Origin of the sequence: Arthrobacter glacialis (assembly GCF_002909445.1) — a bacterium.
Lineage (GTDB): Bacteria > Actinomycetota > Actinomycetes > Actinomycetales > Micrococcaceae > Specibacter > Specibacter glacialis.
On the sequence record NZ_PPXC01000001.1, the window covers coordinates 157,304 to 170,012 of the forward strand.

Here is a 12,709-nt window from a genome sequence, read left to right on the forward strand (position 1 = left end):
ACTTACAAACTTCGTGAGGTCCCGTTCGATTAGCGAGGCAGGCTTTAAGGCATAATCACTTGGTGGAAGAAAAAAGGAAGTTCAACCCTCAAGCTCTTGTCAAAGCAGGACTCAACAAGGCAGTGGATGCTCAATACCCGCTGGCGGTTGAGAACGTCGCGCGTCTCCGTCGAGTTCACCCTGGCAAATCTCCGGCAGAGCTCGTCTCCTATCTGAACAAGATATATCTTGCCACCGTCACCGCAACGGGAGCAGGCGCGGGCGCGACGGCGATTATCCCGAATGGGTGGGTTCAAGTTCCAGTCGCTGCTGCCGACCTAGTCACGTTCTTGGAGGCCTCTGTCCTCTACACCCTGTCAGTTGCTGAGATCCACGGAAGTGACGTTGAAGACGTTGAGCGACGCAGATTTCTAGTCACATGTGTCCTCGTTGGAGACTCTGCGGCGAAGTCCGTCTTGGAACCGTTGATCGGTCGCACTGCCCCCTATTGGGGGAAGAAGATTGTCCAGTCGATTCCGATGTCGGCGATCAACGCGGCCAACAAAGTCCTCGGCCCAAGGTTCATAACCAAGTACGGCCTGAAGCAGGGAACTCTTGTCCTCGGAAAGCAAATCCCGCTATTCATCGGAGTTGGCATCGGGGCAGGCGGAAACCACCTGTTCGGATGGTTCGTGATCAAGGCTGAAAATAAAATCCTCGGCCCTCCTCCAAGCTCATGGGACGACCCTGAGCGAAATGATTTGGTCGTCACCGAGCCAGGGCTGGTGGGCGACTTCACCTGAAAGGATTGAAAACTGCCTTCAGTTCACTCACGCCACCGATAAAGCCCCAGCCCTTTCGACGGCCTTGCACACCGTTGACCGTGCAACGCCGCACTGCTGGGCCATCTCAGGTGTGGTGTGCTCACCGGACCTCTACAGCTCTACAAGGTGCTCTTCCTGCAACTCGGACAGCCTCGGCTGTGGTTACCCGGCGGGATGCTCACGAAAGGCATGGTCGAAAAAGGCTAGCCCAGCATCCATGATGGCCTGAGTTGTCAGCATACGTCGACCTTCGGCCGCCGAGCGGTGCGCCCCGCGCGCCCCTCTGGCGGGCCATCAAGTGTTGCTCAGGCATCAGCTGGGGCAGGTGGTCGTAGACGCCGATTCCCAGACACCCTCCAGGGCGTTCTCATAAGTTTCCAGGTATCGGTAGACTGTCGCCCGGCTCACCTTGAGCTGCTTGGCAATCTCAACGGGCTTCAGTCCACCATCGACGAGCGCTTTCACTTGCAACGCCAGCGGGTGCTGCATGACGGGCTTGCGTCCTCCCAGGCGACCATTCTCCCGAGCATGTTCCAGCCCGGCAACTGTCCGCTCAACGATCATTTCTCTCTCATATTCCGCGAACGTGGCCAGTAGGTTGAACATCATCCGGCCTATGGCCGTCGATGTGTCGACGTTGTCCCTCAAGGACCGGAATCCGACCCCGCGTTCCCGGAAGTCCGTTGCAAGTTGGGCGGTGTGGAGCATGGACCGGCCTAGGCGGTCGAGCTTCACGACGACAACCTCATCTCCTAACTGGAGACCTGCCAGCATGGCATCCAAGCCGGGGCGGGATGCCCGCTTGCCGCTGACACCGACGTCCCGGAAAATATCCTGTTCCGCGACCCCGGCTGTAACTAGCTCGTCGATCTGACTGCCGATCTCCTGGCTCTTCATACTTACCCTCGCATACCCGTACCGCATGTGGCCTCATTCTCATAAACCGGATGCACTCATTTGTTATTGAGACAACTTTAACAAATCCTATGTGAGACACACAAGTTGCGACAGTTTTTAGGGTGATTCTGAGGATTTCTGAGGCGCACAGTTGGGGTCCCATCATTCGATCGTTTGATGGGTAGCCAAAAAGCCTCACATGAAACGTTGACTTCAAGTCAACCTTCTAAGTGAGGAGGCAACATCTAAGGACCAACTGGTTTACCGTTGCGACGGAGACCAGCATCCTTTAATTCCTTCTCGATTGATTCGTCGATGGAACGACCTCCATACACGGTTTCTTCATTCACACCGAGTATGTCTAACTCTCTCATCATCGAGGGTGCGCGCTTGACATCGAGAAGGAGAGGAGCGAAAGGGCGTTCACCATTGTTACCGAGCGTCGCACCTCCCGTGGCAACATTTCTAAATAATCGCGCTGGGCCTGAATAGGTGAACTTCCCAGATTGGCGTCCGATTCTCGACGTGAAGTCACTATTAGAGAAGAGCGCCACTGGAAACTCCATCGGAGTGTCATCTTGCTTCATCGCTTTCGCGGATAAGTGGAGTAGCGGAAATAACTCCTCGATGTCCACACCAGCCCCGTCCTCAAGTCGTGGAGGTATTGAATAGAAGGCTCCAGTATTTACAAACTGAGGATCCAAAAGCCACAGCACTGGAGGGTTGGTCGGGTCGAGCTTCGAGGCCTTGTTGAGCGCGAACCAAGCCGCGACTAGCGGTGAAGTAGTCCAGTCCAGTAATGGCGTATCGACGCCATAGTGTTGCGCGAGCAGTAACACTTCGCTATTAGATACGGTCTTGTGGCCGCGGTCCTCGACGACTTTCTTCACGACCTGGAGGGTCGCTTCCAGATTTCCTAGCTCGAATTCCATCTGGCCTATGGTGTTGCCCGCCTTGATTTCTTCCTTGGAAAATTTAGGATACCGTTCGGTGTCGCGGAAGAATGTAGGTTCTAAGCGCCACGACCACTGTCTGTGACCACGGAACCATAGTTCTCGTTTAGTAGTGCCTTTAACTTTCTTGATCGCTGCGAGAAGCTCCGGCACAGAGCCAATCCTCTGGATGTTGTCTTCAGCATCACTGGCAACGTAGAAGGACTTATCTTTGATCTTGAAGCCGCCAGAATCGACTAAGCGCGGTAATTTTACGGTCATTGGGATTAGGTTCCTTGTCTAAATCTTCCTACGGCGGCAAGTTGAATACGAGATTCGGGCACTGTCAGCCTAGCTGTAAGGGTAGTCAATATAAGAGCAGAACTGCGCGTATGGGCGAGAGCGTGCCAAAATTGATTGCCAGCATCCCGTAACGCAGCAAGTTCGCTACCGACGAGGAATCCTCATTTAGGGCCGACTCTGGTCGAAATTCAATGCACTATAAGCAGTGCCGCGTCATGGGCTTGAGTAAGGGTCGAAATCCGTTTGGCGATGAGGTGGGCCGATGATGTTCCTAGCTCATTCATCGCCTCCACCGCGCGGACTTGGAAGTCCCTATGGCCCCGAGAGTCCTCCCGGACCTTGTCAATGAGACGCACCCGCAATAGTGATGTGGCTGCTAGCCCTCCGCCGACGGCGACGCCGGCAAGTCCCAAAATTGCAATGACAATGGGAATTACCCAAGCGTTAATATCCATACCCCCGATAGGCACTGACTCCCAGCCTCTACAGCGAGCAGCCCCAACAGACGTCCGCAATGAAAAAGTGAGTGTCCAGTTTCAACTACGGGGCACTCACTTCATCGGGTTAGAACCTCATATTCACTTTACGATCGGGCCATTTTGTCGAGGTGCTCGAACCAACCTCTAACCTCACCATCGGGATCAGATTCATCCAGTAGGGCAGCTGTCATTTGGCCAAAACCTTTTTCTGCAAGGCGTCCCTTAACCACCCCATTTTTCATGGGACGAACGCCCTCAGTGTTCTTCGTTGCGGCCTCCACTAGATTCAGCACATTGCTTTGGTGGTCAAACTCAACGTGAACGCCCAAAGCCTGGAAAATCGCTTCAGGATGAAGATAGTTCTCCATCATTAATCGTTTTGTGGTTATCGCGTGCGAGCCGTCGCCTCTGGCGTTTACCTGATCGGCGGAACCTTTGTACTTTTTGACATCGCCGTCGTACAGATGGAACTCTTTCCGGCCGAGACCCTTCAGATAGCGATTACTGACCCATTGCCCGAGTGTTCCGCCGCCAAGAGGGACGAAAGCAAATCTGTGGTCCGTTATGAGATTGGGATATTTTTCAGGGTCGCTCTCATGGAGAGCCTTGGACAATTGCTGGAGCGAGGTCACATCATGGGGACCTTCCACACAAATCAGGACTACTACCCGGTTGTCCGGCTGCACCCCAAGCTCATCAGCTAGCTCAGTCCAAGTGTCATCCGTGCCTTCGGAAATAGTAGGTGCACCGGAATAAGGGTCCTTACGCACGTACCGGAGACTCTTCGCCGGTAGGTGGGAAACAAAGCCCGGACTGTGGGAAGTGAGGATCAACTGAGTACCGTCAGCCTCTGCCATGGCGCTGAATGAGTCCAGGAGGATACGTTGATTGTGGGGATGCTGCGAAGTTTCTGGCTCCTCAAGTGCGTAGATCACTGAAGTCTTATCGTTCTCTTCAAGCTTGCGTTTAGCTTCGGCTTTGAAGAAGCTCACTAGGATCAGCCGCCGAACGCCAGATCCACGTTTGTTGATAGCGACTCCGTTGGAGCCTTGCAGAGCGACGGAAAACAAACTGTTCCAACGTGGATCACTCTTGAAATCCGGGATCAATCCTTCTGCCACTGCGGGGTCAATCTCGGCCAATGCCTCGTGGGTGCGCGTGGCAAGTTCAGTCGCCCGAATTCTTACCGCATCGACAACTTGAGTAAGAAGCTCTTTTACGGATTCTTCAGCCAAAGCTGCCGCGATCGCCAATTTCATTGGCTCTTGGACTTCGTCGTCAGCATCGGTGCTTTTACGGTCAGACTGGAACAGTGCGAAATGAGGAAGGTAGGTTGCAAGTTTCTGCCAGATCTTCCCGCCGTCTTCCTTGCTCAGCGGCACAGAAGTTTCTTCCAAAACCAATTCTTCAGTTCCCCAGAGCGCAGTCCGGAGTTGAGGATTAGTTGACTTGTTGACGGCGGCATAAGCGTCAGTGTCTAGGCGATTCTGGGCCAACTTCTTCAGCCCCGCATTACCCAAAACGATCAGTTCATTTAGACCCTCGTTCGCCGGGTGCTGGCAGACCGCATGGATTTCTTCCTTTGGCTTCGCGCCAGTGCAAACCCACCTTCTCCTGATATGCAGATGCCCATCAGCGTCAAGCAGGTGCTCCGCGCCGAGAGTTGTCTCCGCCTGAGCATCCAGGATGAGACTTGAAGGAACCTCTGAGAACTTGCAGCTGATCTCGAAGTAGTTGTCATCTGTCAAAACGTTCTTGTCGGTGTTGTCCGCTTTCACGACACCGCCGCCGAAGAAGATGTCTAGCGCCTCAAGGATCGTCGACTTGCCCGCATCGTTTCGTCCGACCACAGTGGTGAGGTCACCGAATTCGATCCACTGCTCCTGCTCATAGCCACGAAAGTTCTTTAACGAAACAGCAACCAGTTTCATGATGTCCTTATGCTCAACAGGGTTAGATTGACCCAGTCAACCATCGTTTCTACTTATGAACTAAGACATACGAAACGGCGCGGGTCGGACCGGCGCCATGCGTAAGGGCTATTCCCTGACTTCTAGCTCCACCGTGAGCCCAAGTGCGGTGGCGACCTTGGAAAGAGTCGCCGTCGAGATGTCGTGGTCCGCTTCAATTCGAGCAACTGTGGGACGAGATACGCCCGCTCGCTCACCGAGAACCGTTTGGGACCAGCCCCGCTTTATCCGGGCTTCACGGATCGTGGTCCCGATGCCGGCGAACGTGCGGGGTTTCTCAATCACGCCGCAACAGCTTCCAGAATGGTGCTCAACACAGTGTCAAGTGAGCGTTCCGCCTGGCCTCTCAGGACGCGCCCATAGCGACTCATCCCATCCCAGTCGACGATGGACTTGCCATCAATATCGGTACTTACGGGAACCATGATGCGGGTTGCCTTAAGCCGCACAAGTGACGCTCCATTGCCCCATTGAAACTTGCTCATTTGTGCACGGATGATTGCTACCAGTACAGGCCCATTATTAACAGAGAGATTCGGGTGCCGGAGGACTTGAATTTCCTTGCTGGTGTAGAAGGCTACGGGCTGATAGAACACGGTGGACGTAGAGACGCCTATTGAGATGGCATTACCGTCGTTAGGAGCATCGAAGCTTTGATGTGGCAGAAACGCACCGACTCCGTTACCAACACCCGAACGAGTGACGTACGGCACAGAAGGTTCACCGTGAAGGACGGCCTTATTATGATCCAGCCACTTTCCGGCGGCATGCATCGTCTCAAAGACATCCATGATGGGCCTCGGTTCGAATTTCAGGTTCGGGAGTTCCTCGTCATCTATGGGACAAGTCCAACGAGCAGCGCGCGCTTGCGAATGCGCCTCGACGAACAACTCCTCCCCAAAACGAGACATTCCCGCCCAGTCAACGGTCCGAATGCCGTAGGCATCGGTGGTCACGGGCACCAAGATCTTCTGACGGCTGAGTCGATGCAGAGTCAACTTGTAACCGAATCCAAATTTCGGCACACATTGATGAGTAAGCAGGCAAGCGATGAAAAGCAGGGATGCCTCGGAGGCTTCAACCGACAATGGCTCAAGTGCAATCACATCATCAGATGCACTGAATGGTGCCGGCTGGTACTTTGCGTGACCGGTGCCGCCATCACCGTTGTAAATCAGCGTCACCCACCCGCCGGGAAACAGCGCCGGAGTATCAGCGAAGTCAGTGATGCTGTTGTTCATCCTAGAGCCGGCCACGAAAGGTGTCTTGCCAGCCCTCCGGTCAGCCGTGATCAGTCGTTTGCCCTTGTGCGCCTGGAATAGGCCACCTTCTCGGCCTTCGGCTTGAAGGACATACATCGGTTCAAACTTCAGCTCAGTAAGGGCGCTCATTGCTCAATCACGCTCGCTGTAACCGATGTCTCACCTGGGACCTCGTCGAAAGGCTTCGGCGTGATCAGGTCTCCCCGCCCGTGTGCGTGCATGTCTACCTGCCAAGTTAGATAATCGGCAACCGTCGCCAAGAAGTCGTCGTGAGTCGGCGGCTGGTCGTTGAAGTAGAAATACGAGTGTTGCCACTCGTCAGTTGCCTTAATCTCTGACCGCACAATAAATCGTGTATCGTCGTCGGCGTTGCCGCGCAGGACGTCGCGAAGGTGTTTTCGCCGCGACGCAGCTGTTCCCGTGTCGACGAGTCCACGGTGCATCGCGACTTTGTAACCATCGTTTTCGTAGTTTACGAATTTCACCATGGCGTCCGACGGGTGGGGCCTACCAGCCGTGAAAAGCGCCACAACAGCGTGTGGTGTTACACCTGAGTTGGCGAATGTCGAGGGATTCATGGTTATGACCACATCAAGAGTGTGGTTCTTTAGGATGGAAGCCTTACGCGCTTTATCTTCCTTGGTTTTCCCTACCATCGCCGACTGCGGGACGATGGCTGCGAGTCGGCCACCGGTGTTGAGGAATGACAGGGCCTTTTCAATGAATGCGAGCTCCGAAAGATGACGTGTCGTTGCGTCTTTCGATTGAGAGTACGGCGGATTTAGCAGCACCTTCGTGAAGCCATGACCTTGGATCCAGTTGCCGTTGGCGTCGAGTTTGTCACCTCGCATCTCTCGGACAGGGGCCTCAAAAATTGAGTCGCGACGAAAATTCGCTTTGCCATCGCCGCGAAGGATCATGTTCGTGGTGCCTATGGCAAAGAGCTTATCTTGTAGTTCAATCCCGTGAAGCCTGTTTGCTCGGATGTCCTCTTTGACAGCCTCATCGTTGCCAGCGTCCTTAAACATTCGCTGCATGGCGGCGATCAGGAACGACGCTGTTCCGGCAGTTGGGTCAAGCACCCAATCACCAGCACCGATGTCAATCAGTTCGGCCATCAGTGTCGTCACGTGATCGGGCGTCAGGACGATGCCGAGCGTGTTGCCGTCTCCACCGCCGTAAGAAATGAACTCGTGGTAGAAGTTACCGAGCACGTCGAATGAACTCATTGAGGGATTGGTGACCACGTGCAGAACCTCGGATTGAAGGATCTGCGTGAACGACTTGATGGGTGTCATTCCCAAGTCCAAATTTACGCGGTTTAGGGATGGAGATTTCGCGATGAAAGCAAACTGGTCCAGCAACGTGCCGATCTTTTGCATTGGACCGAACCCTTGTGAGTCCATGTAGTTGGAAGCCGCGTCATAGATCTTTTTGCCGTCCCAACTATTGGGTCTCCGTTCATCGTAGGAGCCCTTGAGGTCTTCAACTGAGAAATCGGGGTCTCGGAGAGCTAGCAAAATCGCCGAAACAAGCGGGGCCTTACGATCATTCTCGACCGATCCGTAGTTCCGCATCCCCTCGTGAAGCTGTGACGCTGCTGCCTTGACCGAGTCGAGCTGTCGTTCGGCCCGCGGCTTATTGCCGAGGACGGCGACGGAGTGATATTCGACGATCTTGTCGGCGGCGAAGACATCAAGGTTGTCGAGATCTTCGAGCTGCTTGATGATCCCTGGCGAAATGTATGCGACGGCGATTTCGTGATGATGCTCGTCACCGCCGATACCTACTGCAAAGATCCCGCTATCGTGTGGGGTACCGTTAGCGAGCATAGCGGATGCGTAGTGGACTGCGCCGTTGAGTGCGTAGTCGGAACGGTAAGGATGATCCGTATCGATCTGCCCGTCTAATAGGTACCGGGTGAACCGTGACTCCTTCTTGTCCTCGATGACGACTATGAAATCATCGACGACGAAGACGAACTCAGGTTTGCCTTCGGCTCTCGCAGTCTTCGACTTGGAACCGTTCGCCAGCGCATCACGCTTCCACTTGGGTCCCCCGTCCTGCTCCCACGGCTTGGTGACGTCGATGTCGCGCAACAATTCACGCACAAACTGGTCGGTGGCCTTCTCGTTACCCACAGGTACCCTCACTACTTGTTCAAATATTCATCCAACGTATCAGAAACATTACATTCGATACTGCGAGGGGAAGTGTTCGGCTTGGCCCCAATGCGACCTCGCCACCAAAACGTCCCTGATGCGAACCTCTCGGCCGGAGAATAAGCAAGTCGGAGTGGGCATGTTGGCGAGGTACCTCCTGTATCCATTTGCGGCCAGTAGAGTCATGCCATGGACTGGATACCGAAAGACACCGACATCCTTACTGTTTTCGGTGCCATCTTGGCAGTCGGCGCTACGGTTCTTGGATTGGTAGTCGGCTTGGGTCAGCTCTCAGGCGCTGCGCGAGCCAGCCGGACAATTGAATGGACATCGGCGGCCCTCAGCGTCGAGAAAGATTCAGCAAGGCAGATGGTTCTTGAGCGACTCAAACTCCGGGGACAAGGGTATTTGATTGCTGCTCAATACGTCCCTTGGTGGCGATTCTCCTCAGCGATCGCTTGGACATTGCTGTCCCCTGCGTTTGTGATCTCAGCCGCCTCACGGAGTAGCGAAACCTTATTCCTGGTGATCGCAGTGGTCGCTGGGGTCTTGAACCTGACGATCATGGTCCGGAAAGCAATCAGGCTCTACTCTGAACGGACGAGGGTGGCCCGACAATTTGTGTTGGGCGGTTCAGATGTGGAGCCCGTTCGTATCGACACGTTGGCTCAGATGGAAGGCGGGACCAAGCGCGAGTTTCTGCTCGGATTCGTATGTGCGGTCACGGTTATGGGTACTGGAGTCCTCTTGGCACTCGCTTTAGTCGAGGGGTGCGGTAGCGATGCGTGGTTGTGGGTATTCGTCGGAGGATCAGCCTGTTGGGGGGCCTTCCAAGTGGCACACGTTCACGCCACGCAAGGGGCACACCAACTGACGCGACTGCCGGCTGGACATCAAGAGCAATCGTCTCAAACCTCTCTCGCTCAGTCAGACTAAGACTGTTCCTTGTGGCAGGTAGGGCGGGCAAAGTGACACACTGGTCGCTCAGTATTATCAGACCTCGATTCCGGCAAGTTTTTTTATGAATGAACGCATTTGGCGATTGGTCACCGAGGAAGTGAAGGAGATCCTGTGGCCCCGACCGATGGGCCGAATCAGCCAGTCTCAGGATGCCGCACCGATGCAATCGCCCCGCGATTGTCGGCGACAATTGATTCCGTGACATGCATTTTTCCACTACTACACGGTGCGCCGGTCAATCAGCGCAGCTAGGCTGGCCCCAATCTACGACGATTGGAAAGGGCCCCCCATGGCACAGATCGCTGACTCGAATCACGAGGCGTGGGACCGAATGTACGCTGCTGGCCTCCCGGTTCCCCGAATCGCCGAACTGACGGGCTCCCGCGTCGGGACAATCCATCGGCATCTCGAAGGCCGCAGAGCCATTGATCCTGACTTGGCCGTGGCACGGGCAGAAGCGCCTCGAGGGCCATCCAAGGTGTGGCACAGGCATCTGGCCGAGCTTCGAGACTTCATCGCTACCCACGGCCACTATCCCACCATCCATGGCACGAAGGACCGTGAAGCGTCTCTCTACGTGTGGCTTTCGGACCAGCGCCATTCACACTTGGCGCAGACCTTGGGATGGGCGAAGGCCCGCGAGATGGGGGTGTTGGGAAGATTGGATCACAACAGATCTGGAGCGCGAGTGGGACCGGCGGTGGCGGGAACAGCTTGGCAGAGTAGTTGAATTCGTTGCCGAGCATGGTCGCCTACCCAGACATCCGAAGACTACGACCGAGACAGAACATGTGCTGGGAATTTGGATGGCCACACAGCACCACAAGACACATCACCGAGAGATATTGCACTGGCGGCTGGAAGCGCTTGACAGCGCGCTACCGGGGTGGAGGAAGACGGCGGACGCAAGAGTGAGTGGAGAGCAGCCCGATCCGTAGCCTGGTCTGCCGTGGCCCCAAAGCAGAACGGCCCGCACTAGGTGCGAGCCGTTCTTTGCATAATCTACAGCCAACGGTGCCTAATCACTTTAGTGACAAGAGGGACGTTATCCGGAGGTATCTATGTATTTTCATAGTACATGGGTCTGCCCCGGGTAGGTTGAAGCTGGCTAGCGCTGGCGCTTCAAAAACTAGCAAGCTTGTTACTTTAGCTAATGAAATGAGTCCGTCGAGGGCCAAGACTCTCCCTACGATGTTGAACGCAGCATGCAGTGCATCCGCGATATTTCCCTACAGCGCCTCTAGGGCACAGGCAATGACCAACTTCGATCCTGATAGTGAGGACAGCGAAACGGCCAGGATCGCGGTCCAGCAGTTTGCCGCTGTGTTGTCTACCCATGACCACCCTCTCTCAAAGACCAAGGCTGGTCTCATCACAGCAGTCGTCACTGATGGAATGGTGATGCAAGCAAACTAGCGTCAAATGAGGGAATGGTCTGTCCTGGTGCCTCTCGGGGCTTAGTAGGATTCCAGCCCGGGGCGCCCTTCAAACTCGGGGTCAAGAGTCCCCGTACCTTCGAGGTCGGTGATCTCTTTCGCGTCCGCTACGGAGAACGCGAATCCAATGCCATCTTCGCGGTCGGACCAGCCAAGCCTGATCTGGCCCTTGGCCACGATGCGGTTTTCGGCGCCGTCGAACGATTCGCCGCCGCCCCGGTTGCCAGCTGCGTGGTGCACCGAGTCGATGTAGACCTGCGGTCCGCCTTCGTCTAGGACGTGCCACGTGAAGAAAGAAAGCTTCGGGGAAACATTCCGTATCTCCTTCGGCAACTTTCTCAGGATCGGGGCATGTTCGCGGGACGGTACAGGCATGTTGCTCCTTTTAGGTTGGCTTTTGGCCAAAGAATATCGGGACAGGCCAGCATGCCCCGGCTACGGCCAGAAGTGCGTACCTGGGTGTAGCTAAGGCTCACTAGAGCATCCGCATTGGGAGCGAAAAGTCGCAGATTCGAATACAGCCTTGGTGTCCGTGCACCAGGAAAACGCGGCACGAGCCCCATCTCAACACGACCCCAAAAACCGTTGGGCGATAGAGGTGTGCTCCCCGGCTCGGGGAGCCATCACTGGAGGAGAACCCCATGGAACATGTCGAAAAAGAACTCACCTGCCTCCCGTATTACGATGGCCAAAGATTGATCCAAGGTCATCAGCTTGTGACACAAACCGTTATGGCGGTATGCTCTATTTTGAGGAGAGGTGCACCTCACAATGCTGCTGGATCGTCGCGACTGAGCGACGTGGGGTGGGCATGATGGCACTCAGGTATTGGGCTCCCTTTGAAGCCCAATGTGCCCCTCATATCAATTCACTCGGAAAGAACGGAAGTTTGCAATGAAGAAAATTCTGGCGGCCGGGGCGATAGCCTTGGCGATGATGTTTGCAAGTGTTTCGCCTGGGATGGCGGCGGAAACTGCGACCGCAGACAAGTCAAGTGAAGTCACATTCTCACCCGAGGTCCTAAAGCACGCGGAGAATGCGACCGAGTTCGCTCCGGCCGGCGACGAAAGTAGAGCCGGGTTTGTGCCCTACGCGACCTTCCAAGTGACCTCCAAGCAGCCGAACACTCGGATGACGAACGTGCTCACATCGTGCCGGAATCCTGGGGGAACATGCACACTGTCAAAGACGGTCACCCAGACCGCTTCCATCACAGCTGGCGGAGGGATTTCTTTCAGTGTTCTGAATGCCAACTTGGGTGGGGGCTACTCGAACGCGGTCGCTCTCGGTGTCTCCTGCACGTCGCCGAAGCTGAGCTTCGGTCAGGTATACAACGCGTACCCGATGGGTACGTTCGTGATGTTTAAGTACAACGGTGTGGCTGGAACTGCATTCTTGCCCACAGGTGTCGATTGCCGTGTAGCAGCAGGCTAGCGAACGAGTTCTAACTTTGGGGGACACCAGAGGCTGCGACAGACCATGTCGCGGCCTCTGGTGCGTCTACG

Annotated in this window: 12 protein-coding genes; 5 read left to right on the forward strand and 7 right to left on the reverse strand. The window is 55.2% G+C overall.

Translation table 11 applies throughout. The annotated features are described in order from the left end of the window. The first annotated feature begins 59 nt into the window (after nt 1–59). On the forward strand, nt 60–782 hold the full coding sequence (locus CVS27_RS00710; RefSeq protein WP_103463825.1) for a hypothetical protein: 723 nt from the start codon (nt 60–62) through the stop codon (nt 780–782). Nucleotides 783–1,115: 333 nt separating this feature from the next. Here CVS27_RS00710 and CVS27_RS00715 read toward each other — a convergent pair whose 3' ends face one another. The 6 genes from CVS27_RS00715 to CVS27_RS00745 form a co-directional block, all read right to left on the reverse strand. Continuing rightward, entirely contained in the window at nt 1,116–1,727 is a 612-nt protein-coding gene (locus CVS27_RS00715) for a recombinase family protein (protein WP_103463826.1), read from the reverse strand. A gap of 218 nt (nt 1,728–1,945) precedes the next feature. After that, complete coding sequence (locus CVS27_RS00720; protein WP_103463827.1) at nt 1,946–2,914, reverse strand: FRG domain-containing protein; 969 nt, start codon at nt 2,912–2,914, stop codon at nt 1,946–1,948. 604 nt (nt 2,915–3,518) lie between these two features. Further along, nucleotides 3,519–5,345, reverse strand: a complete 1,827-nt coding sequence (locus tag CVS27_RS00730; protein ID WP_103463829.1) for an ATP-binding protein — start codon at nt 5,343–5,345, stop codon at nt 3,519–3,521. A gap of 108 nt (nt 5,346–5,453) precedes the next feature. After that, nucleotides 5,454–5,669 (reverse strand): helix-turn-helix domain-containing protein, encoded by a 216-nt coding sequence (locus CVS27_RS00735; RefSeq protein ID WP_103463830.1) that lies wholly within the window; start codon nt 5,667–5,669, stop codon nt 5,454–5,456. Continuing rightward, complete coding sequence (locus CVS27_RS00740; RefSeq protein ID WP_103463831.1) at nt 5,666–6,775, reverse strand: restriction endonuclease subunit S; 1,110 nt, start codon at nt 6,773–6,775, stop codon at nt 5,666–5,668. Before CVS27_RS00740 ends, CVS27_RS00735 begins: the two co-directional genes overlap by 4 nt. Beyond that, nucleotides 6,772–8,787, reverse strand: a complete 2,016-nt coding sequence (locus CVS27_RS00745; protein ID WP_103464102.1) for an HsdM family class I SAM-dependent methyltransferase — start codon at nt 8,785–8,787, stop codon at nt 6,772–6,774. Before CVS27_RS00745 ends, CVS27_RS00740 begins: the two co-directional genes overlap by 4 nt. A 210-nt stretch (nt 8,788–8,997) precedes the next feature. On the opposite strand from CVS27_RS00745, the gene CVS27_RS00750 reads away from it, so the two are divergent. The 3 genes from CVS27_RS00750 to CVS27_RS20680 all read left to right on the forward strand — a co-directional run bounded on the left by CVS27_RS00750 (nt 8,998) and on the right by CVS27_RS20680 (nt 11,184). Further along, on the forward strand, nt 8,998–9,744 hold the full coding sequence (locus CVS27_RS00750; RefSeq protein WP_103463832.1) for a hypothetical protein: 747 nt from the start codon (nt 8,998–9,000) through the stop codon (nt 9,742–9,744). A gap of 355 nt (nt 9,745–10,099) precedes the next feature. Further along, a complete protein-coding gene (locus CVS27_RS21590) occupies nt 10,100–10,498 on the forward strand; it encodes a Helicase associated domain protein (protein ID WP_370739455.1) in 399 nt (132 codons plus the stop codon). Between the two features lie 524 nt (nt 10,499–11,022). Continuing rightward, the gene (locus CVS27_RS20680) at nt 11,023–11,184 is read left to right on the forward strand and encodes a hypothetical protein (protein WP_165788222.1); all 162 of its coding nucleotides are present in this window, start codon (nt 11,023–11,025) and stop codon (nt 11,182–11,184) included. Between the two features lie 41 nt (nt 11,185–11,225). On the opposite strand, the gene CVS27_RS00765 is transcribed toward CVS27_RS20680, so the two are convergent. Further along, complete coding sequence (locus CVS27_RS00765; protein WP_103463835.1) at nt 11,226–11,579, reverse strand: hypothetical protein; 354 nt, start codon at nt 11,577–11,579, stop codon at nt 11,226–11,228. A gap of 519 nt (nt 11,580–12,098) precedes the next feature. On the opposite strand from CVS27_RS00765, the gene CVS27_RS00770 reads away from it, so the two are divergent. Then, nucleotides 12,099–12,638 (forward strand): hypothetical protein, encoded by a 540-nt coding sequence (locus CVS27_RS00770; RefSeq protein WP_103463836.1) that lies wholly within the window; start codon nt 12,099–12,101, stop codon nt 12,636–12,638. The last annotated feature ends 71 nt before the right edge of the window (nt 12,639–12,709 follow it).